Here is a 21020-nt window from a genome sequence, read left to right as displayed (position 1 = left end):
GCTATTCTCCCGCCGGCGCCGGGCCGGAGGCCGCCAGATGCAGGCGCCCCGCGCCCGGCTCGGGCAGCAGCTCGAAGCGCCGGCCGTTCTGCAGCGAGGGAATGCGCCGGCGCACCGCCGCCACCTCGGCCGGGTCGATCACCGCGGAGATGACGCCCGGCTCGGTGCCGGCCTCGGCGAGGATGCGCCCCCACGGGTCGATGATCAGCGAATGGCCGAAGGTCTCGCGGCCATTCTCATGCAGGCCGCCCTGCGCGGCGGCGAGCACGAAGGAGCCGGTCTCGATGGCGCGGGCGCGCAGCAGGATATGCCAGTGCGCCTCGCCGGTGGTCTTGGTGAAGGCCGCGGGCACCGCCAGCATGCCCGCCCCGGCCTCGGCCAGCGCGCGGAACAGCGCCGGGAAGCGCAGATCGTAGCAGATGGTCAGCCCGAGGCGGATCTCCGGCAGATCGGCATGGATGGCGATCTCGCCGGGCCGGTAGGCCTCGGATTCGCGATAGACGTCGCCATTGGGCAGGTCGACGTCGAACATGTGGATCTTGTCGTAGCGGCCGGCGATCGAGCCGTCCGGCGCCAGCAGGAAGGAGCGGTTCGCCGCCCGGTGCTCGCCGGCCCGGATCGCCAGCGAGCCGATATGCAGATGGATGCCGAGTTCCCGGGCGAGCGACTGGAAGGCCGCGAGCGCGGGGTCGGTCTCCTCCTCGTGCAGCGTGGCGAACAGCGCCTGCCGGTTTTCCTCCATGGTGCCGGTCATCTCCGGCGTCTGCACATAGGAGGCGCCGTCGGCCGCCGCCGCGCGGATCAGCGCCGAGGCGGCCTCGACATTGGCCGCGACGCTTTTGCCGGTGCGCATCTGCACCAGCGCCGCCTTGAAGGGCGCGCCGAGATGCAGCGGTCGGGAGGTGGCGTCGGCGGCGGAAGCGGTCATGGCCTGAACTCGGTTGAACGCGGGAAGGATCAGCGGGCGAGCAGCGGGTCGAGCCCGCCGGCCTCGTCGAGGGCGTAAAGGTCGTCGCAGCCGCCGACATGCTTTCCGTCGATGAAGATCTGCGGCACGCTGGTGCGGCCGCCGGCGCGGCCGGACATGGTGGAGCGCATCACCGGATCGCCGGCGACGTTGATCTCGGAAAAGGCGGCGCCCTTACGCTTCAACAGGTCCTTGGCGGCGTGGCAATAGGGGCAGGTATAGGTGGTGTAGATCTCGATCTGCGCCATGGCATTCCTCCCGCGCCATTCCCCGTCCTCCTGCACCGAGGACGCGATGCCGCCGTTCTATGATATGGGCGTCGTCATTCCGTCAACAACCCGCGCGAACACCAGCACGTCCACCCGTTCCGCCCCGGCGCGCAGCAGCGCCTTGGCGCAGGCGTCGAGCGTCGCCCCGGTGGTCAGCACGTCGTCGACCAGCACGATGCGCCGCCCCGCCACCTCGGCACGGGCCGCGTCCGGCACCGCGAAGGCACCGGCGACATTCTCCGCCCGCGCCGCACGGTCGAGCCCGACCTGGGGTGTCGTCGCCCGCCGGCGCACCAGCCAGGCGGGCCGCATCGGCACCGCGCTACGCCGCTCTATGCCGAGCGCCAGCAGCGCCGACTGGTTGAAGCGGCGCTTGAACAGCCGGCGCGGATGCAGCGGCACCGGCACCAGCGCCTCGGCATCGCGCAGCAACTCGGTGCCGGCCCGCGCCATCAGCCCCGCCAGCGGATCGGCGAGATCGGTGCGGTCGGCATATTTGAAGCCGTGCACCAGTTCCCGCGCCACCTCGCCGAAGCAGACCGCGGCCCGCGCTCGCCCATAGGCCGGTGGATGCTGCGCCGCCAGCGGCGAGAGCCGGTTCGCGCCGGCTTCCAGCGGCACGCCGAGCCGCTCGCACAGCGGCTCGCAGATGAAGTCGAGCTGCCGCCAGCAGGCGGCGCACAGCCCGCCGGGCTCGCCCACCGCCCGCTTGCAGGCCATGCAGGTGGGCGGCAACGCATGGTCGAGCCCGACCCGGCCCGCGACCTTCAGCGCGCGCAAGGCCCCCTGCCCCGCCTGGGTGAAGGCGGCGGCGAAGCGGTGGCGCGAGCGGACGGGGATGGGCGCGGCATCATCCATGGCGCCATCGTTGCACGGATCGCGGCGGTTGTGCGCGGGGGATCTTTCCGAAATCCGCGCGTGGGGAAAGCCGCGGGCGGACGGGTTCGTCTCCCGGCCCTGCGCTTTGACCGCGCGTCCGCATCGGCCTATGGCAGGCATCGAGGAGCGCCCCATGCCCGGTTCCGAATCTGCCGCCGCCGGTCCCCACCGGATCTTCGACGCCCGCACCCTCGCCGCCCGGCGACGGCGGGCGCGAGCGCTCGGCCCGGAAACCTTCCTCATCGACCGGGTCGCGGAGGATCTCGCCGATCGGCTCGGCGCGGTGAACCGCCGCTTCGACATCGCCGGCGATCTCGGCACGCCGACCACGGCCCTCGCCCGCGCGCTCGCCGCCTCCCCGATGATCGGCCGGCTGTTCGCCTTCGGCCCGCCCGAGCGCGCCGACAACGACGCCGCGGCCGACATCGAGATGCCGCCTTTCGGCGCCGCGTCGCTCGATCTCGTGGTCTCCGCCCTGGCGCTGCAGACGGCGAACGACCTTCCCGGCACGCTGGCGCAGATCCGCCGCGCGCTCCGGCCGGACGGGCTGCTGCTCGCCTGCCTGTTCGGTGCCGGCACGCTCGCCGAGCTGCGCGAGGCCTTCGCCATCGCCGAGAGCGAGACGACGGGCGGCATCTCCCCCCGCGTGGCGCCCTTCGCAGATCTGCGCGATCTCGGCGGCCTGATCCAGCGGGCCGGCCTCGCCTTGCCGGTCACCGATGTCGATCGCGTGGTGGTGCGCTACGCCCATCCCCTGGCGCTGATGCACGATCTGCGTCGCATGGGCGCCGCCAATCCGCTCGCCGCCCGCCGCCGCGCCCCACTGCGCCGCGCGACGCTGGCCCGCCTGTTCGAGGTCTATGCCGAGCGCTTCGCCGACCCGGACGGGCGGCTGCGCGCCACCTTCGAGATCGCCTGGATCTCCGGCTGGGCGCCGCATGAGAGCCAGCAGAAGCCGCTGCGCCCCGGTTCGGCGAAGGTCCGGCTCGCCGATGCGCTGAAGGTGCCCGAAGGCAGGCTGCCCGGCGACGATTCCTGAAGGTCTTGCGGGAAGGCAGCGCCTGCGGCTCGGCGGGCCGGCGCGATGCGGAGCCGCCTCATTGACAACCTACCTACTAGAAGGTAGAAACAATTATGTCCCGCGCCCCCACCACATCCGACGACATCCTGCGTTGCACCCGCGAGCTCGTCATCGCCGGCGGCTATAACGGCTTCAGCTATGCCGACATCTCGAAGGTCGTCGGCATCACCAAGGCCAGCATCCACCACCATTTTCCCGTCAAGTCGGACCTCGTCCGCACGCTGGTGAAGCGGTATCGGCAGGAAGCGGAGGCCGCCACCGCCGAACTGGAGCGGCAGGTAGCCGATCCGGCCGCTCAGTTGCGGGCCTATACCGGCTACTGGGAAGCCTGCATCGCCGATGCGAGCGCGCCATTCTGCGTCTGCGCCCTGCTGGCGAGCGAAATTCCGGCACTTCCCGAGACTGTCGTGCTGGAGGTACGCGCCCATTTCCGCGCGCTCTCGGACTGGCTGACCTCGGTTCTGGAACGCGGCGCCGCGCAGGGCCGGCTGCATCCGGCCGGAACCGCCCGGGCGGAGGCCGAGATCATCCTCGCCACCGTTCACGGCGCCATGCTGTCGGCGCGGGCCTATGGCGACGCCGGCATGTTCGGCGTCATCGTCCATCCCCTGCTGGAACGCCTCGAGACACCCCGCTGACGCCGCCCCAGGGCGGCATCCAGTTTGCCTCGTCAATCTACCAATCAGTTGGTAGATACAAAGGACATTCCCATGTTTGGCATTTCTCCGCTCGGCTGGATCCACACGCTCGGCAGCCTGCCGGCGATCCCGGTGGCGTTCTACATGTTCGTGCGCTATGGCCGGATCGTGCCGCGGTCGGTCCCTGGCGTCGTCTACTTCGTCTCGATGGTGATCGGCGCCGTCACCGCGTTCCTCGTGGCGCACGAGCCGGTCGGCTATGTCATCGGCGCCGTGACGCTGCTGTTCCTGCTGGCGGGATACGGCGTCGGGCGGCTTCCCGGTCTCGGCAGGGCCGCGCACTATATCGAAACCGTCTGCCTGAGCCTCAGCACCTTCCTGCTGATGCTGCCCACCGTCACCGAAATCCTGCGCCGGGTCCCCGACGGCCATCCGCTGGTGACCGACCTGCACGCGCCGCTGCTCGTCGGCTCCCAGGCCGGGCTCCTGGTCCTGCTCGTGGTCGGCCTGACCGCGCAGATCATCCATCTGCGCCGGCAGGGACGGCTCTCGGCACGCCCCGGCCGCCGCTAGATGAGGGCCGGCTAGTCCCGCCCCGGGCCGAGTAGGTCGACGAGCACCGGGATCAGCGGCTCGTCGGCCGGCGGCATCGGATAGTCGCGCAGCCGCCCGGCCCGCACCCAGGCGAGCTTCTGCCCCTCACGCCCCTGCACCTGGCCCTCCCAGCGCCGGCAGATCCACAGCGGCATCAGCAGCTGGAACGTCTCGTAGGTATGGCTGGCGAAGGTCAGCGGGGCGAGGCACGGCTCCTTCACGGTGATGCCGAGTTCCTCGGCAAGCTCGCGGATCAGGCAGTCCTCCGGCCGCTCGCCGGGCTCCACCTTGCCGCCGGGAAATTCCCACAGGCCGGCAAGCTGCTTGCCTTCCGGCCGCTGGGCGAGCAGCACCCGCCCGTCGACATCGACGAGCGCGCAGGCGGCGACGAGGACGATCTTCATCGGGCCCGCCCCTCGCTCACGAACGATAGTCGCCGTTGATGGCGACATATTCCTTGGTGAGGTCGCAGGTCATCACCCGGTCGGACGAGGCGCCGAGGCCGATATCGACCTGAATGTCGATGACGTCGTTCTTCATGTAGGCCGAGACCTGCGCCTCGTCATAGGACGGATCGCGCGCGCCTTCATGGGCGACGCGGATGCCGCCGAACGAGATCGACAGCCGGTCGCGCTCGGCCGGCTCGCCGGCCTTGCCCACGGCCATCACGATGCGCCCCCAATTGGCGTCCTCGCCGGCCACCGCCGTCTTCACCAGCGGCGAATTGGCGATGGACATGGCGATGCGCCGCGCCGAGCGCTTGGAGGTCGCCCCCGTCACCTCGATCTTCACCAGCTTGCGCGCGCCCTCGCCGTCGCGCGCCACCTGCTCGGCGAGATCGGCCAGCACGGTGGTCAGCGCCTTGCGGAACGACGCCAGCCGGCGGTCGGTCGCCTCGGCGATGCGCGGCGCGCCGCGCTTGGCCGCCGCGCCGGTGGCGAACAGCATCAGCGTGTCGGAGGTGGAGGTGTCGCCGTCGATGGTCACCGCGTTGAACGAATCGGTCACACCGCGCGAGAGCAGCGCCTGCAGCGCCTTTGCCTCGATCGGCGCGTCGGTGAACACGAAGGAGAGCATGGTCGCCATGTCCGGGGCGATCATGCCGGCGCCCTTGGCGATGCCGGCGATGGTCACCTCGACGCCGCCAATCTTGGCGGTGGCGGTGGCCAGCTTGGGAAAGGTGTCGGTGGTCATGATCGCCCGCGCCGGGTCGATCCAGGGCAGGGTGCCGAGCCGGCCGGCGGTCTCCTCCAGCACGCCCTCATATTTGGTCGCGTCGAGCGGCTCGCCGATCACCCCGGTGGAAGCGAGGAAGATCTCGCTTTCGTCGCAGCCCAGCGCCTTGGCGGCGATCTTCGCGGTGAGCGCGGTGGCCTCGCGGCCCTTGCTGCCGGTGAAGGCGTTGGCATTGCCCGAATTCACCACCAGCCCGCGGGCGAGGCCGCCGGGAAGGTTGGCCCGGCACCACTCCACCGGCGCCGAGGGGCACTTGGACCTGGTGAACACGCCGGCCGCCGTGGTGCCCTCGTCGAGCGCCAGCAGCAGCACGTCGGTGCGCCCCTTGTAGCGGATGCCCGCCGCAGCGGTGGCGAAGCGCACGCCCTCGACGGGGGCGACATCCGGCGTAGTCTTGGGCGCGAGCGGGGAGACGGGAGCAGCGTGGGCCATGGGACATCTCGGGCGGGAGGAAGGCCGGACCGATGTGCCCGAAGCGCGCGACATCCGCAAGACGTTCGACAGCCCCGTTCGACAGCCGCGCCCGGCCGACCCGCCGGGCGCCGGCAACCTCCCGGGAAGCTCAGGGATGCAGCCAGGCCCGCAGCTGGCCGCGTATGCTGGGCACCAGCACCCACACCATGGCGACGGAAATGACCGGCTCGACGATCATGGTGCGCAACCAGATCGGCCAATCGGGCGTGAAGGCGATCACGCCATAGAGCAGCGCGGTCATCAGCGGATAGGTCGCGAGCGTCACCGCGAGGGTGAAGCGCGAGCGGGAGAAGTTCGGAGCGGCGGACATGACGACACTATGACAAAACGGAACGTTTCGTTTATTAAAACGCTCCGTTTCGTTTTGTCAACGAGAAGCCCTGCTCCTAGAGTGGGCCGCATGCCCCGCTCGACCCGCGAGAAATGTCGCCCATGACCGACGACCCCGCCCGGGAAAAGGACCGCGTCTCCGATCGGGCCCTCATGGCCGGATCGTCCCCGGCCCCGGCCTCCCCTTCCCGCGTGTCGGCGGGTCCCCGCCGCAGCAAGGCCGCCTCCGAGGCGATCCTCGATGCCGCCGAGGCCCTGCTCGCCGAACGGGGCTATGCCGGCTTTTCCATCGAGCAGGTGGCCAAGCGCGCCGGGGCCGGCAAGCCGACCATCTATCGCTGGTGGAACAGCAAGGCTGCGCTTCTGCTCGATATCTATGCCCGCCAGAAGCTCGCGCTCGCCGAGGACGCCACCGGCACCCTCGAGGGCGACCTGACCGCCATGATCCGCACCATCTCGCGCTTCTGGCGGGAGACCCCGGCCGGCGGCGCCTTCCGCTCGATCATCGCCGAGGCGCAATCCGATCCCGCCGCGCTCGACGCCCTGCGCGCCTTCCTCGCCGAGCGGCGGCACCATCTCGCGCTGGTCTTCGAGCGGGCGCATCAGCGCGGCGAGCTCGACCCGGCCGTCGACCTCGACACCACCGTCGACATTGTCGGCGGCTATGTCTGGGCACGGCTGCTCACCGGCCGGATGGAGGACGACGTCGAGACCATCACCGCCGCCGTGCGCCAGATCGCCCGCGGCATGCTCCGGCGCTGACCCCCGCCTCCCGGCCGCCTCGCGAAAAAGAAAAAGGCCGCCCGGCATGAACCGGACGGCCTTTTCCTGAATGTCGGGCGGCGGCGGAGCCGGCATGGCCGGCCCGCGCGAGCCTCACTGCGCCGGCTTGGGCGCGTCGGCGGGAGCGGGCGTGCCGGCCGGCGGGGCGACGAGGTCGGAAGGCTTCGGCGCCGCGGCGGTCTTCTCCACCTTGGCGGCGTCGCGGGTCTTCTGCACCGTGTCGGCCTGCGCCTTCTGCACCAGATACTGCTCGATCTGCGGCTTCACCTCGTCGAAGGTCGGCAGCGGCTTCTGGCGCTTCTCCTCCACCTTGATGACATGCCAGCCGAACTGGGTCTTCACCGGCTCGGACACGTCGCCGGGCTTCATGGCGAAGGCCTTCTCGGCGAATTCCGGCACCATCTGGTCCTTGGTGAAGAAGCCGAGATCGCCGCCGTCCTGCTTGCCCGAGGGATCCTCGGTCAGCTCGCCGGCCAGCTTGGCGAAGTCCTCGCCCTTCTTCAGGCGCGCCTCGACGTCCTTGGCCTTCTTCTCGGCCGCCTCGGAGGCCGCCTTGTCGTTCGGGTCGGCGCGGAACAGGATGTGGCGCGCATGCACCTCCTCTTCCGGCTTCTGCTGCTTCAGCGCCTCTTCATAGGTCTTCTTCAGCGCTTCGTCGGTCACCGCCGCCTTCGCCGCCTGCTCCAGCGCCGCCTGCATCAGCACCCGCTTCTTGATGAAGTCGAGCTGGCGCTTGAAGTCCGCGGTCTGGTCGAGCTTCTGCACCTCGGCGGCCTGCGCCATGGCGGTGAGGTCGATCAGGAAGCCGAGCACATATTCGTCGCGGGCCGGGCCCTGGATCTGCGGCGGCAGGTTCGGCCCCAGCTCGGCAGCCGCGGCATTGACGTCGGCGCGGGTGATCGGCGTCCCGTTGACGGTGGCGAGCACGGTATCGTCAGCCTGCGCGGGGGCAGCCTGGGCGGGCGCCGGCGTCGCCGGCGCGGTCTGCGCCTGAGCGGAGGCGACCGGCAGGACGAGCGCGGCGCCGAGGATCAGGGCGAGCGCGCCGGCGCCCATCAGGGCGCGCGCGCGGATCGGCGCCTTTGCGGCGTGCGGACGAGTGGGGGTCATGAAAAGCATTCCTCGCAGGTTTGCGGTTGTCCGCGATACGGGCGGGCGAAAGCTGGCCCGGAACGGGGCCGGTTGCAAGCGCCCCCCTCGCCCGGACCGGCATGAAAAAGGGCGCCCTGCCTGCGATTGACAACCCCTAAACCCGTTCATAAGTGTGGCACGCACCGCGAAGCCTTCCGGCCGCTCGCGTCTTTGTGACGCTGGTGGCCTCTCGCGATGCGTGCCGGCCTCGCCCGAACGACCCATTTCGGCCGCAAAAGGGGTTTGGGTGAACCGGCAAGATACGTTTGCTCGCGCTCCCGGCCGGCGGGAGCCTGCTTCAAGCGGGGCCGGCGGCCCGTCACCGCCGCGCTCCGTTCTCCGACTTGGCGGGAACGGATTGGAAGCCTCATGTTCGGCGCTCTCGCGCGAAAGCTCTTCGGATCGGCCAATGACCGCCGCGTGCGCGGCTACCAGCCGAAAGTCGCCGCCATCAACGCGCTGGAGCCGGAGCTCCGGGCGCTCAGCGACGAGCAGCTCCGCGCCCGGACGGCCGAGTTCAGGCAGCAGCTCGCCGACGGCAAGACGCTGGACGACCTGCTCGTCCCTGCTTTCGCCACCGTCCGCGAGGCCGCCCGGCGCGCCCTCGGCCAGCGACATTTCGACGTACAGCTGATCGGCGGCATGGTGCTGCACGAGCGCGGCATCGCCGAGATGCGCACCGGCGAGGGCAAGACGCTGGTGGCCACCGCCCCGGTCTATCTCAACGCGCTCGCCGGCAAGGGCGTGCATGTCGTCACCGTCAACGACTACCTCGCCCGCCGCGACGCCGAATGGATGGCCCGCGTCTACGGCTTCCTCGGCCTGACCACCGGCATCATCGTCCACGGCTTGGACGACAATGAGCGCCGCGAGGCCTATGCCTGCGACGTCACCTACGCCACCAACAACGAGCTCGGCTTCGACTATCTGCGCGACAACATGAAGTACGACCTCGCGCAGATGGTGCAGCGCCCGCACTTCTTCGCGGTGGTCGACGAGGTCGATTCGATCCTGGTCGACGAGGCGCGCACGCCGCTGATCATCTCCGGCCCGCTCGACGACCGCTCCGATTTCTACAACACCATCGACACCTACATCCCCAAGCTGTCGAAGGACGACTACACGGTCGACGAGAAGCAGCGCTCGGTCGCCATGACCGAGGACGGCATGGAGAAGATCGAGACCCTGCTGCGCGACGCCGGGCTCTTGAAGGGCGACAATCTCTACGACGTCGAGAACGTCTCCGTCGTCCACCACGTCAACCAAGCGCTGCGCGCCCACACGCTGTTCCAGCGCGACAAGGACTACATCGTGCGCAACGGCGAGGTCGTCATCATCGACGAGTTCACCGGCCGCATGATGCCGGGCCGGCGCTATTCGGAAGGCCTGCACCAGGCGCTCGAAGCCAAGGAACGCGTGCAGGTGCAGCCGGAGAACCAGACTCTGGCCTCCATCACCTTCCAGAACTATTTCCGCATGTACGAGAAGCTGGCCGGCATGACCGGCACGGCGAATACCGAGGCGGCGGAATTCCAGGACATCTACAATCTCGAAGTCGTCGAGATCCCGACCAACCTGCCGGTCAAGCGCATCGACGACGACGACGAGGTCTACCGGACGGCGGACGAGAAATACAACGCCATCATCGAGCTGATCGCCGACTGCAAGCAGCGCGGCCAGCCGGTGCTGGTCGGCACCACCTCGATCGAGAAGTCCGAGCTGCTCGCCGAGCTGCTCAAGAAGCGCGGCTTCAAGCAGAAGGACTTCAGCGACCCCGACGCCTTCCGCCCGCTCTATGACGGCGACCAGGGCAAGGCCGACGACAAGGTGTTCGCGGTGCTGAACGCCCGCCACCACCAGCAGGAATCCTACATCGTCGCGCAGGCGGGCGTTCCCGGCGCCATCACCATCGCCACCAACATGGCCGGCCGCGGCACCGACATCCAGCTCGGCGGCAATGCCGAGATGCGCATCTCGCACGAGCTCGCCGATCTGCCGGAAGGCGAGCAGCGCGCCGCCGCCGAGCAGTCGATCCGCGACGAGATCGCGCGGCTGAAGAAGATCGCGCTGGAAGCCGGCGGCCTCTACGTCATCGGCACCGAGCGCCACGAGAGCCGGCGCATCGACAACCAGCTGCGCGGCCGCTCCGGCCGCCAGGGTGATCCCGGCCACTCGCACTTCTTCCTGTCGCTGGAAGACGATTTGATGCGCATCTTCGGGTCGGACCGGCTCGACGGCATGCTGCAGAAGCTCGGCCTCAAGGAAGGCGAGGCCATCATCCATCCCTGGATCAACCGGGCGCTGGAGAAGGCGCAGCAGAAGGTCGAGGCGCGCAACTACGACATCCGCAAGAACCTCTTGAAGTACGACGACGTGATGAACGACCAGCGCAAGGTGGTGTTCGAGCAGCGCGTCGAGCTGATGCAGGACGAGGACGTCGCCGAGACCGTCGCCGAGATGCGCCACGGCATCATCGAGGACATCGTGGCCAAGCATGTGCCGCCCACCGCCTATCCCGAGCAGTGGGACACGGCGGGTCTGGCGGAGACGCTGCGCAACGTGCTCGGCCTCGACCTGCCGGTGGTCGAGTGGGGCCACGAGGAGGGCATTGCCGACGAGGAGCTGCGCCAGCGCATCCAGGCCCGCGCCGACGAGGCGATGGCGGCGAAGGCGGCCCAGTACGGCCCCGAGATCATGCGCTATGTCGAGAAGTCGATCCTCTTGCAGACGCTCGACCATCTCTGGCGCGAGCATCTCGTCACCCTCGACCATCTGCGCCAGGTGATCGGCCTGCGCGGCTACGCCCAGCGCGACCCGCTCAACGAGTACAAGTCGGAAGCCTTCCAGCTGTTCGAGGCCATGCTCTCCAACCTGCGCGAGGCGGTCACCGCCCAGCTGATGCGGGTGGAGATCATGACGGCCCCGCCGCCGGAAGAGCCGCCGATGATGAGCGCGCACCACATCGACGCCGATACCGGCGAGGACGAGTTCGCTCAGCTGGCCGGCGAGAGCTTCGACGCGGCGACCCTCGCCCCGGCGGAGCCGGCCCGCGACCCGAGCGACCCGGCGAGCTGGGGCCGGGTCGGGCGCAACGAGCCCTGCCCCTGCGGCTCCGGCTTGAAGTACAAGCACTGCCACGGCCGCTTCGCATGAGCGAGGCGGCGGCCGTCGAGGAGATCGCAGCGGCGGAGGAGAGCCTTCGCCGCGCGGCGCTTGCCGGCGATGTCGCGGCGCTCGACGCGCTGCTGGCCGACGATCTCGTCTTCGTGGATGCCGCCGGCCGGATCCTCGACAAGCAGGCCGACCTCGACCTCCACCGGACCGGCGCGCTTCGCCTGAGCCGCGTCGATTTTTCCGATCTCCGCATCCGCCTTCTCGATCCGCACACCGCCCACACGGTGCTGCGCGCCGATGCGGCGGGCGTCGCCGGCGGCGCGCCCTTCAGCGCCGCGCTGCGGTTCAGCCGGCTCTGGCGACGGACCGCGCCGGGCTGGCGGGTGGTGGCGATCCACGCCAGCGCCATCGCCTGAGAGCCGGCGGCCTTGTCGAACCGGGCCTGCGGGGTGGCGATTTCACCAGGGTCGGTTCCATGAAAGTGGCGTCACCCGCCATCCGGCGACAACGGCCTCTCGGCCGATAGCAGCATCTCCGTTGCCACCCGGGCCCGGCTGCCCTCACGGCTCGCCCGCACCCTTCCTCCGGTACCCGCGGCCCGAACCGAGAAGGCCCTTCAATCGAGGACAGGGCCGACGCCATGCCCCGAACGCGGCCCCAGGATAGGAGCCTGCTCTCCCCGTCGGGGAGAAGGGTGGCGCTCGACATCGACCCGCTGCTGCGCGGGGCACGTCTTCCCATCGGGAAGAGAGCCTCTTGAAGGCGCGCATGCCAGCCTGCCACGCCACCGCCAATGAAAAAGGCGCCCGACCGGTCCGGTGGGCGCCTGTTCGTGATGAGCCGCGAAGAACGGGCTTACTGCACCGACGACGACGAGGTGAAGGCGCCCGTCGACAGGATCGACGGACCGGGAAGCGCAACGCTGGACGACGTCGTGCCCTTGGCGGGCGCGGCGGCGGCGACGGGCGTGGGAGCGCTGACCGGGGCGCTGGCGACGGCCGGGGCCGGCGCCGTCCGGCGCGCATGGGTCTGCGGCGCGGCGGCCGGGGCGGCGGCACGCGGCGCCGGCGGGCGCGCGGGCGGCACCGGCACGTCGGCGACGGGCGCCGCTGCCGGCTCGACCGGCGCAGGAGCCGGCTCGGCGCTCTTGCCGGTCAGCCAATTGCCGAGCGCCGTCAGGCCGGACGGTGCCGGCGAGGTCGCGGAAGACGACGCGGCGGGAGCCGAGGTCGGCGCCGCCGGCTCGGCGGGCGCGTCGCTGCGGCCGAGCAGCCGGTTGACGCTGGCGAGCAGCCCACCCGACGACGCGCCGCCCGATGGAGCGGCGGCCGGCGCGGGCACCGCCGCCGGATCGAGCGAGGCAACCTGGGTAGCGGCGGGCGCCGGGGCGGCCCGCCCGAACAGCGACATCTCGCCGGAGGCGGAGGCGAGCTGCGGCGCCGAGCCGGCGGGCGCGTCGGCCGGGCGCGGCTCGGGTAGCGGCACATTGGCGGCGACCGGCACCGTATCGGCGGTAGCCAGCGCGATGCTGTCGGCGGGCGCCGGCTCGTTGGTGTCGACGCCGTAATCCGAGCCCGGCGGCTTCACCACCGCCGGCAGCGAACCCGGCGCCTTGGCCTGCGGGTTGGCGAGCTTGGCGAGGAACACCTTGTTCATGCCGCCATCCTTGCCGGTCCTCACCGGCGCGGCGGGCATGGAGGCGGAGGCGATGCGCTGCTGATCGACGGCCTTGCGCGAAGCGAGGGCCTCGCCGAGCCCGCCCGGCTGGGTGAATTCCGGGCACGGCGCGTTGGGATCGAAGCGCGCATTCGGGTCCGCCGGCGTGGCGTTGAACACATAGCGCCGGCCGCAGACATCCACCTTGGGCAGCTGCCGCGTCACCTCGAAGGTGTCGCTGCCCTCCTTCAGCATGCGCCAGAAGGCAAGGTTGGGGTTGTTGCGGTGGCGGGCGAGGTTGTCCGCCGTCATGTGGAACGGATAGGCCTGCACCTGGAAGGCGCGCTGCCCGCCCTGGAAGCTCTCGCGGCCGAGCGCGAAGATCTCCTGGATCTGCTCGTCGGTCATGGCGTAGCAGCCGGCCGAGGAGCAGTCGCCATGCACCATCAGGTGGGCGCCGGTGCGGCCCCAGGCGCGGTCATAGGCGTTGGGGAAGCCCAGATTGAAGGAGAGATAGTAGCTGGAGTTCGGGTTCATCTGGCCCGGGGTGATGGTGTAGAAGCCCTCCGGCGCCTGCCGGTCGCCTTCCTTCACCTTGGGGCCGAGCTCGCCGGACCAGCGGCAGATCGGGTAGGTCTTCAGGAGCGCATACTCGCCCGAGGTGGTTTCCTTCCACACTTCGAGCTCGGATTCCTCCTTGAAGATGCGCACGACGATGGGGCTGTCCTTCGTCATGCCCTTCTCGCTGATGAGGGCGAGCGTCTGCGGGCTCAGCGCCTTCATCGCCTTGGCATTGACGGAGGGACCGCCGTCGCCGGTGCAGCCGGCAAGCGCCAGCGCTGCCGCCGCGGCGCCAGCGAGCATCAGCGCCCGCAGGCGCCCGCCCGCCGAAAGCAATGCGGGCCGTGAAGAAGCCGATGGGCTCAACGCGAAACTCCCCGTCAATCCCGGTCCGTCGTTCCCGGTCACCAAGACGCGACAGCCTAGAGGGTTATCCTTGCCAGACCGTTACCGCAAGAGTCGGGCCCCCTCGGCCCGCTCGTCGGGCCGCGGGACCTCGCCGGCACTAGAGACTGCGGCCGATGGCGAGGAACTTCTCGCGCCGCGCCTTGCGCAGCGCCGCCGGCTCCAGGCCGTCCAGCTCGCGCAGCGCCGATTCGATGGCGTCGCCCGCCGCATCCATCGCCTTGGCCGGCGCGCGATGCGCCCCGCCCGCCGGCTCGGGAATGATGGTGTCGACGATGTGGAACTTCCGCAGGTCCTGGGCGGTGATCTTCATGTTGGTCGCCGCCTCCTGCGCCTTGGCGGTATCGCGCCAGAGGATCGAGGCGGCACCCTCCGGCGAGATCACGCTGTAGATGGCGTGTTCCAGCATCAGCACCTTGTTGGTGGTGGCGATGGCGATGGCGCCGCCGGAGCCGCCCTCGCCGATGATCACCGCCACATTGGGCACCCCGAGCGCCAGGCAGGCATCGGTGGAGCGGGCGATCGCCTCGGCCTGGCCGCGCTCCTCGGCGTCGAGGCCGGGAAAGGCGCCGGCGGTATCGACCAGCGAGATCATCGGCAGCTGGAAACGGTCGGCCATCTCCATCAGCCGCACCGCCTTGCGGTAGCCTTCCGGGCGCGCCATGCCGAAATTGTGCTTGATGCGGGTCTCGGTGGTGGACCCCTTCTCGTGGCCGAGCAGCATCACCGCCCGGCCGCGGAAGCGCGCCGGCCCGCCGATGATCGCCTCGTCCTCGCCGAACAGCCGGTCGCCGGCCAGCGGGGTGAACTCCTCGAACAGGTGCCCGGCATAGTCGAGGAAATGCGGGCGCAGCGGGTGGCGCGCCACCGAGGTCTTCTGCCAGGGAGAGAGATTGGCGTAGAGCTGGAACAGCGCCTCGTTGGCCTTGGCCTCCAGCCGCGCGATGTCGTCGCCGATGGCGACCGCGTCGCCCTGCGCGGACATGGCGCGCAATTCCTCCAGCTTGGCCTCGAGTTCGGCCACGGGCTTTTCAAAATCGAGGTAGCTGCGCATCGCTGATCGGCTGGTCCGGCTGTGAGATAAGGAGGACCGCCCGGTCGGACGGTCCGCAATTGCGCGCGGAAGCTGCCCCGAGAGGGTGGCGACGTCAAGGCAAGGCCGCGCATGCGGGCATCAAAGCGGCGGCACGGGCCCGCCTCATGCGTCATTCCGCCCCGCCGGCACGCCCGACGGCCCGGAAAGCGGTGTCCTATTCCGCCTCCCCGTCGGCGAGCGGATGCAGGTCGCGCACCAGGCTCTTCAGCCGGTCGTCCAGCACATGGGTATAGATCTGCGTCGTCGAGATGTCGGAATGGCCGAGCAGCGTCTGCACCATGCGCAGCTCCGCGCCATGGGCGAGAAGATGGCTGGCGAAGGCGTGCCGCAGCACATGCGGCGACAGCTTGGCGGCGTCGATGCCGGCGGCGGCCGCCAGATCCTTCAGATCGAGCGCCACCTGCTGGCGGGTGACGTGGCCGCTGGCGGCGGCAGAGGGAAACAGCCAGCGCGCCTCCTCCTTTCCGTCCGGTCGCGACGTCGCGTCCCCGTCCTTGCCCGCACGCGCCGCCCGCGCGGCGGCCAGCGCGACGCGATAGGCCGCCATGGCGGCGCGGGCCGGCTCGCCGAGCGGCACCAGCCTTTCCTTGTTGCCCTTGCCGCGCACGATGATGGCGTCGCCCTTGGCGCGCGCCGCCGCCGCCGGCAGAGCCGCCAGCTCGGAGACGCGCAGGCCCGTCGCGTAGAGCAGCTCGACGAAGCAGGCGACCCGCGCCCGCCGCGCGGCTTCCGCCGGCGAGGCCGCCGGTGCCTGCGCCCGCTCATGCGCGGTCTCGATCAGCCGCGTCACCTCGGCGAGGCTGAGCACCTTGGGCAGCGGCCGGCCGCGCTTGGGGCCCTCCAGCACGGCGGCGGGATCGTCGCCGCGATAGCCCTCGACATAGAGGAAGCGGTGGAATTGCCGGAGCGCCGAGAGCCGCCGCGCCACGGTGGCGCCCTTGAGCCCGCGCCCGGTCAGCTCGGCGAGATAGGCGCGGATGTCCGGCGTGCCGCTGGCCGCCGCCTTCGCCTCGCCGCCGAGGAATTCGGCATAGTCATCGAGGTCGCGCCGATAGGCGGCCAGCGTGTTGGCGCTCGCCCCGCGCTCAGCGGCCAGCATGTCGAGGAAAAGCGCGACCGGACGGCCCATCGGCAACCTCTCTGGCGAAACGCGGCCGCCTATTTTGCGAAGCGCTCCTGCGGCACCTGCACGCTCATCTCCCGCTTCTGCGGCTCCACGAGATTGGCCAGCGACCACATGATCCCATAGGCCGCTCCGCCGATCACGGCGAGAACCACGAGAAGACGGATCAGGCTCGGCATAGGCTCGTGCGCCTCCGGTCAGGCGGGCGAATCGGAACGGCGGATCGCCGGCCATGCTAGAGCGTTTCCGGCGCCGGACGGAAGCCCGCCCTCCGGCGGGCGGCGTTCCCGCCCCGGCGCCGCGATTGCATCGCCCTGTGCCGGATGCTAGGTCGCGCGGCGAGAGGGACCCGATGACCACCACGCCCGGCGACACCAAGGCGGACGCGTTGCGCGCGCATCTCGGCGCGCGTTCCATCGTGCTCGTCGGCATGATGGGCGCCGGCAAGTCCTCGGTCGGCAAGCGCCTCGCCAAGCGTCTCGGCTTGCCCTTCTCCGATGCCGATATCGAGATCGAGCAGGCCGCCGGCATGACCATACCGGAAATCTTCGCCCATCACGGCGAGCCGGCCTTCCGCGACGGCGAGAAGCGCGTCATCGCCCGCCTGCTGGAGGCCGGGCCGATGGTGCTCGCCACCGGCGGCGGCGCCTTCATGAACGAGGACACCCGCGGCGCCATCGACCGCCTCGGCATCTCCGTGTGGCTGAAGGCGGAGTTCGACGTGCTGATGCGCCGCGTGCGCCGGCGCGACGACCGTCCCCTGCTCAGGACCGCCGATCCCGAAGGCACGCTGGCGGCGCTGATGGAGCAGCGCTATCCGGTCTATGCCGGCGCGCACGTCACCGTGGTCTCGCACGACGTGCCGCAGGAAGTGATGGTCGAGACGGTGATCGACGCGCTGATGCAGCATCTCGGCGCGGACAGCCCGACGGGAGAACAGACGTGACCGCTGCCGCCATCCTCGACCGCCCCGACACCACCCGGCTGACCGTCGGCCTCGGCGCCCGCAGCTACGACATCGTCATCGGCGGCGGCCTGCTCGCCGAATCGGGCGCGCGCATCGCCGCGCTGCGCCCCGGCGCGCGGGTCGGCATCGTCACCGATGCCAATGTCGCCGAACGCCACCTCCCGGAGGTCGAGCAGAGCCTCAAGGCGGCGGGGCTCAGCCCCTCCACCGTCGTGGTGGCTCCCGGCGAGAAGTCGAAGAACTACGCCACTTTCGAGCAGGTGGTCGACGGCCTCATCGCCGCCCGCATCGAGCGGCGCGACCTCGTTCTGGCGCTCGGCGGCGGCGTGGTCGGCGATCTCGCCGGCTTCGCGGCGGCGGCGCTGCGCCGCGGCGTCGATTTCGTGCAGGTGCCGACCAGCCTGCTGGCGCAGGTGGATTCGTCCGTCGGCGGCAAGACCGGCATCAATTCGCGCCACGGCAAGAACCTGGTCGGCGCCTTCCACCAGCCGATCCTGGTGCTGGCCGACACCGGCGTGCTGAACACCCTGCCCCTGCGCGAGTTCCGCGCCGGCTATGCCGAGGTGGCGAAGTACGGCCTCATCGACAACGCGCCCTTCTTCGCCTGGCTGGAACGCAAATGGCAGCAGGTGTTCGCCGGCGGCGCCGAGCGCACCGAGGCCATCGCCACCAGCTGCGCCTCCAAGGCGGCGGTGGTCGCCCGCGACGAGTTCGAGACCGGCGACCGCGCCTTGCTCAATCTCGGCCACACCTTCGGCCATGCGCTGGAGGCCGGTGCCGGCTTCTCGCAGCGTCTGCTGCATGGCGAGGCGGTGGCGGTGGGCATGGCGCAGGCCTTCCGCTTCTCCGCGCAGCAGGGCCTGTGCGCCCCGGCCGATGCCGAGCGCGTCGCGGCGCATCTGCACGCCGTCGGCCTGCCGACCCGCATCCGCGACATTCCCGGCGAGCTCCCGGACACCGACGGGCTCATGAACCTCATCGCGCAGGACAAGAAGGTCTCGCGCGGCGCGCTCACCTTCATCCTCGTCCGCGGCATCGGCCAGAGCTTCATCGCCCGCGATGTCGACCCGGCGGCGATCCGCGCCTTCCTCGAGGCCGAGCGCGCCGCCTGAGGCACCGTCCCCCGGAATGTCCCGGCCCGGCGGGGACCGCCGGCCGCGCCGGCATCGCGTCGGCCGCCCATCGGCTCTATGCTCGACGCCCGCAGCTTGGAGGGCCCCTTGATCACCAGCGACTGGCTTGCGCTCGGCGCCGTTCTCGTCTGCCTGATGCTGTCCTTCTTCTTCTCCGGCAGCGAGACGGCGCTCACCGCCGCCTCCAAGGCGCGCATGCACGCGCTGGAGAAGAACGGCGACGCCCGCGCCGGGCTGGTCAACCGGCTGATGGCCTTCCGCGAGCGGCTGATCGGCGGCATCCTGCTCGGCAACAACCTCGTCAACATCGCCGCCTCCTCGCTGGCCACCGGCCTTCTGTTCCACTGGTTCGGCACCGCCGGCATCGCCTATGCGACCTTCGGCATGACGGCGGTCATCGTCGTCTTCACCGAGGTGCTGCCCAAGACCATCGCCATCAACCATCCCGAGCGGGTGGCGCTGCGGGTGGCGCGGCCGATCCGCGCCGTGGTCGGCCTGTTCGGCCCGCTCACCCTCGCCATCGAGACCGTGGTGCGCCGCCTGCTGCGGCTGATCGGGCTGGAGGTCGGCAAGACCCGCAGCGTGCTCTCGGGCGCCGAGGAACTGCGCGGCGCCGTCGACCTCCTGCACCGCGAGGGCAGCGTGGTGAAGGACGAGCGCGACATGCTCGGCGGCCTCCTGGACCTCAACGAGCTCGAGGTCTCCGACATCATGATCCACCGCACCAAGATCATGAGCCTCGATCTCGACGAGCCGCCGGAGACGCTGGTGCGCGAGGTGCTCGCCTCGCCCTTCACCCGCATCCCGCTCTGGCGCGGCAAGCCGGACAACATCGTCGGCGTGCTGCATGTGAAGAACCTGCTGCGCGAGCTTCAGGCGCTCGACAACGACGTATCGAAGCTGGACATCGAGAAGATCGCCGCCGAGCCGTGGTTCGTGCCGGACGTCACCACGCTGGCCGACCAGCTCAAGGCCTTCCGCCGCCGCAAGCAGCATTTCGCGCTCGTCGTCGACGAGTATGGCGAGGTGATGGGCCTCGTCACGCTGGAGGACATATTGGAGGAGATCGTCGGCGACATCGCCGACGAGCACGACGTCGCCTTCACCGGCGCCCGCCGCCACCCGGACGGCTCGGTCAATGTCGAGGGCTCGGTGCCGATCCGCGACCTCAACCGCGCCATGGGCTGGAGCCTGCCCGACGAGGAGGCCACCACGCTGGCCGGCCTCGTCATCCATGAGGCCCGCATCATCCCGGAGCCGGGACAGGCCTTCATCTTCCACGGCTTCCGCTTCCAGATCATGCGCAAGCAGCGCAACCGCGTGACGCTGATCCGAGTGGTGCGGCTCGACGCCCCGCTGCCGCCGCCGGCGCCGTCCGCCCGTGTCCGCCGCGTCCAGATGTGACGCGCCGCCGATGTGCCGCGCCATGGAAAAACCGCGCCGCGCCACCATATAGCGACGTGTCGGCCCGCCGCCTCGCTGCCGGGGCGACGCCGCCCGGCGCTATTCTCCGGGAGCCTTGGCCTCGATCGCCAGCGCGTGCAGCCCGCCGGTCAGTTCGGCGGCCAGCAGCCCGTTGACCATACGGTGGCGGGCGAGCCGGCCCTGCCCGGCGAAGGCGGCCGAAACGATATGGATGCGAAGATGGGTGAGCTGTCCCGGCCGATGCCCGCCATGGCCTTCATGGCGATGGCTCTCGTCGATGAGGTCGAGGACGCTGGGCGACAACTCGGCCAGCGCCGCGCGCACGCGGGCGAGCCGGGCGGCGACGGGGTCGCCGGGGAAGGGATCGGTGCTCATGACGATTGCGCTATCCGCCACACAGTCCCGCGTCAATATCGCCACACGGGACGGTGACCTCCGTTTGGTTTCTTGTATACCTGCCTCCGCATCAGCATAATCGGCCGATCATGAAGCTCGACTCCCCGATATTCGATCGCATCCGCGTCAAGCCGGACCGTGATCGCCGCCTGAAGGCGGAAGGCCCCGTCTGCGAATGGGCGGGGTGTTGCAATGCCGCGACGCATCGCGCGCCGAAGGGACGGCAGCAGGAAGGCCAGTTCTGGCGCTACTGCTTCGATCACGTCCGTGAATACAACCAGTCCTACAACTACTTCGCCGGCATGAAGGACGACGCCGTCGCCGCCTATCAGAAGGACGCGCTGACCGGGCATCGTCCCACCTGGAAGATGGGCCAGAACGGCGGCACCAAGGGACGGCGCGGCGGCGCGCAGGACCATCAGCCGGAGCATTTCGCCGATCCGTTCGGCATGTTCGGCGAGATGGGCGGCGCCCACCGGCCCGACCCCGAGCCGGCCCGCGAGAGCCGCATGATCCGCAATGCCGAGCGGCGCGCCTTCGAGAGCCTCGGCCTCGAATTCGGCGCCACGACGGAGGAGATCAAGGCGCGCTTCAAGGAACTGGTGAAAAAATACCACCCGGACGCCAATGGCGGCGACACCTCCACCGAGGACCGCCTGCGCGACGTGATCCAGGCCTATAACCACCTCAAGAGTACCGGCTTCTGCTAGAACCGTGCCTTGGCCAGCCCAGCCCGCGGTTCGACGCGGCAACGGAGGAATG

At 70.2% G+C, this 21020-nt stretch carries 22 protein-coding genes; 10 read left to right on the top strand and 12 right to left on the bottom strand.

Going from position 1 to position 21020, the window contains the following annotated elements; all coding sequences use genetic code 11:
• Position 1 precedes the first annotated feature (1 nt).
• The 3 genes from KHC19_RS20080 to KHC19_RS20070 are packed head-to-tail and all read right to left on the bottom strand — an operon-like array spanning position 2 to position 2094.
• Complete coding sequence (locus KHC19_RS20080; RefSeq protein ID WP_213354925.1) at positions 2-928, bottom strand: carbon-nitrogen hydrolase family protein; 927 nt, start codon at positions 926-928, stop codon at positions 2-4.
• Positions 929-957: 29 nt separating this feature from the next.
• The gene (gene grxC, locus KHC19_RS20075) at positions 958-1215 is read right to left on the bottom strand and encodes a glutaredoxin 3 (RefSeq protein WP_213354922.1); all 258 of its coding nucleotides are present in this window, start codon (positions 1213-1215) and stop codon (positions 958-960) included.
• Positions 1216-1272: 57 nt separating this feature from the next.
• Positions 1273-2094: a ComF family protein gene (locus KHC19_RS20070; protein ID WP_213354919.1), complete on the bottom strand. Its 822-nt coding sequence runs from the start codon at positions 2092-2094 to the stop codon at positions 1273-1275.
• A 154-nt stretch (positions 2095-2248) separates the two neighbouring features.
• Between KHC19_RS20070 and KHC19_RS20065 the strand changes: the two genes are divergently transcribed.
• The 3 genes from KHC19_RS20065 to KHC19_RS20055 all read left to right on the top strand — a co-directional run bounded on the left by KHC19_RS20065 (position 2249) and on the right by KHC19_RS20055 (position 4407).
• On the top strand, positions 2249-3154 hold the full coding sequence (locus tag KHC19_RS20065) for a methyltransferase domain-containing protein (RefSeq protein ID WP_213354907.1): 906 nt from the start codon (positions 2249-2251) through the stop codon (positions 3152-3154).
• A 95-nt stretch (positions 3155-3249) separates the two neighbouring features.
• Complete coding sequence (locus KHC19_RS20060; protein WP_213354904.1) at positions 3250-3834, top strand: TetR/AcrR family transcriptional regulator; 585 nt, start codon at positions 3250-3252, stop codon at positions 3832-3834.
• Positions 3835-3906: 72 nt separating this feature from the next.
• The gene (locus tag KHC19_RS20055) at positions 3907-4407 is read left to right on the top strand and encodes a hypothetical protein (RefSeq protein WP_213354901.1); all 501 of its coding nucleotides are present in this window, start codon (positions 3907-3909) and stop codon (positions 4405-4407) included.
• 11 nt (positions 4408-4418) lie between these two features.
• Here KHC19_RS20055 and mutT read toward each other — a convergent pair whose 3' ends face one another.
• The 3 genes from mutT to KHC19_RS20040 all read right to left on the bottom strand — a co-directional run bounded on the left by mutT (position 4419) and on the right by KHC19_RS20040 (position 6448).
• Positions 4419-4832, bottom strand: a complete 414-nt coding sequence (mutT, locus tag KHC19_RS20050) for an 8-oxo-dGTP diphosphatase MutT (protein ID WP_213354898.1) — start codon at positions 4830-4832, stop codon at positions 4419-4421.
• Positions 4833-4848: 16 nt separating this feature from the next.
• Positions 4849-6096: a bifunctional glutamate N-acetyltransferase/amino-acid acetyltransferase ArgJ gene (gene argJ, locus KHC19_RS20045; RefSeq protein ID WP_213354895.1), complete on the bottom strand. Its 1248-nt coding sequence runs from the start codon at positions 6094-6096 to the stop codon at positions 4849-4851.
• Positions 6097-6226: 130 nt separating this feature from the next.
• Entirely contained in the window at positions 6227-6448 is a 222-nt protein-coding gene (locus KHC19_RS20040) for a putative antibiotic biosynthesis monooxygenase (protein WP_213354882.1), read from the bottom strand.
• A 122-nt stretch (positions 6449-6570) separates the two neighbouring features.
• Between KHC19_RS20040 and KHC19_RS20035 the strand changes: the two genes are divergently transcribed.
• Positions 6571-7230 (top strand): TetR/AcrR family transcriptional regulator, encoded by a 660-nt coding sequence (locus KHC19_RS20035; protein ID WP_281418582.1) that lies wholly within the window; start codon positions 6571-6573, stop codon positions 7228-7230.
• Positions 7231-7344: 114 nt separating this feature from the next.
• Here the strand turns inward: KHC19_RS20035 and KHC19_RS20030 are convergent, their stop codons facing one another.
• Positions 7345-8361: a peptidylprolyl isomerase gene (locus tag KHC19_RS20030; RefSeq protein ID WP_213354879.1), complete on the bottom strand. Its 1017-nt coding sequence runs from the start codon at positions 8359-8361 to the stop codon at positions 7345-7347.
• A gap of 390 nt (positions 8362-8751) precedes the next feature.
• Between KHC19_RS20030 and secA the strand changes: the two genes are divergently transcribed.
• Positions 8752-11535, top strand: coding sequence for a preprotein translocase subunit SecA (secA, locus tag KHC19_RS20025; protein WP_213354876.1), 2784 nt, complete (start codon positions 8752-8754; stop codon positions 11533-11535).
• Positions 11532-11912, top strand: a complete 381-nt coding sequence (locus tag KHC19_RS20020; RefSeq protein WP_213354873.1) for a nuclear transport factor 2 family protein — start codon at positions 11532-11534, stop codon at positions 11910-11912. The genes secA and KHC19_RS20020 overlap by 4 nt, the downstream gene beginning before the upstream one ends.
• Positions 11913-12351: 439 nt before the next feature.
• Here KHC19_RS20020 and KHC19_RS20015 read toward each other — a convergent pair whose 3' ends face one another.
• The 4 genes from KHC19_RS20015 to KHC19_RS20000 form a co-directional block, all read right to left on the bottom strand.
• Complete coding sequence (locus KHC19_RS20015; protein WP_246549196.1) at positions 12352-14016, bottom strand: L,D-transpeptidase family protein; 1665 nt, start codon at positions 14014-14016, stop codon at positions 12352-12354.
• Between the two features lie 202 nt (positions 14017-14218).
• Positions 14219-15172 carry an acetyl-CoA carboxylase carboxyltransferase subunit alpha gene (locus tag KHC19_RS20010; protein WP_213354868.1) on the bottom strand — a complete coding sequence of 318 codons (954 nt, stop codon included), beginning with the start codon at positions 15170-15172 and terminating at the stop codon, positions 14219-14221.
• Positions 15173-15368: 196 nt separating this feature from the next.
• The gene (locus KHC19_RS20005; RefSeq protein ID WP_213354866.1) at positions 15369-16343 is read right to left on the bottom strand and encodes a tyrosine recombinase; all 975 of its coding nucleotides are present in this window, start codon (positions 16341-16343) and stop codon (positions 15369-15371) included.
• A 29-nt stretch (positions 16344-16372) separates the two neighbouring features.
• The gene (locus tag KHC19_RS20000) at positions 16373-16516 is read right to left on the bottom strand and encodes a hypothetical protein (protein WP_213354864.1); all 144 of its coding nucleotides are present in this window, start codon (positions 16514-16516) and stop codon (positions 16373-16375) included.
• A 173-nt stretch (positions 16517-16689) separates the two neighbouring features.
• Here KHC19_RS20000 and KHC19_RS19995 point away from each other — a divergent pair, with 173 nt between their 5' ends.
• From KHC19_RS19995 to KHC19_RS19985, 3 genes are all read left to right on the top strand, one after another.
• The gene (locus KHC19_RS19995) at positions 16690-17283 is read left to right on the top strand and encodes a shikimate kinase (protein ID WP_213354861.1); all 594 of its coding nucleotides are present in this window, start codon (positions 16690-16692) and stop codon (positions 17281-17283) included.
• A complete protein-coding gene (gene aroB, locus KHC19_RS19990; RefSeq protein ID WP_343207766.1) occupies positions 17280-18416 on the top strand; it encodes a 3-dehydroquinate synthase in 1137 nt (378 codons plus the stop codon). The genes KHC19_RS19995 and aroB overlap by 4 nt, the downstream gene beginning before the upstream one ends.
• Before the next feature lie 111 nt (positions 18417-18527).
• Positions 18528-19841, top strand: coding sequence for an HlyC/CorC family transporter (locus KHC19_RS19985; protein ID WP_465252707.1), 1314 nt, complete (start codon positions 18528-18530; stop codon positions 19839-19841).
• A gap of 99 nt (positions 19842-19940) precedes the next feature.
• On the opposite strand, the gene KHC19_RS19980 is transcribed toward KHC19_RS19985, so the two are convergent.
• Positions 19941-20237, bottom strand: a complete 297-nt coding sequence (locus KHC19_RS19980) for a BolA family protein (protein WP_213354846.1) — start codon at positions 20235-20237, stop codon at positions 19941-19943.
• Between the two features lie 110 nt (positions 20238-20347).
• Here KHC19_RS19980 and KHC19_RS19975 point away from each other — a divergent pair, with 110 nt between their 5' ends.
• Positions 20348-20968, top strand: coding sequence for a J domain-containing protein (locus KHC19_RS19975; RefSeq protein ID WP_213354819.1), 621 nt, complete (start codon positions 20348-20350; stop codon positions 20966-20968).
• The last annotated feature ends 52 nt before the right edge of the window (positions 20969-21020 follow it).

The sequence above is a fragment of the Ancylobacter oerskovii genome, assembly GCF_018390555.1.
Classification (GTDB): Bacteria; Pseudomonadota; Alphaproteobacteria; order Rhizobiales; family Xanthobacteraceae; genus Ancylobacter; species Ancylobacter oerskovii.
This window is presented reverse-complemented; position numbering and strand designations above follow the sequence as displayed.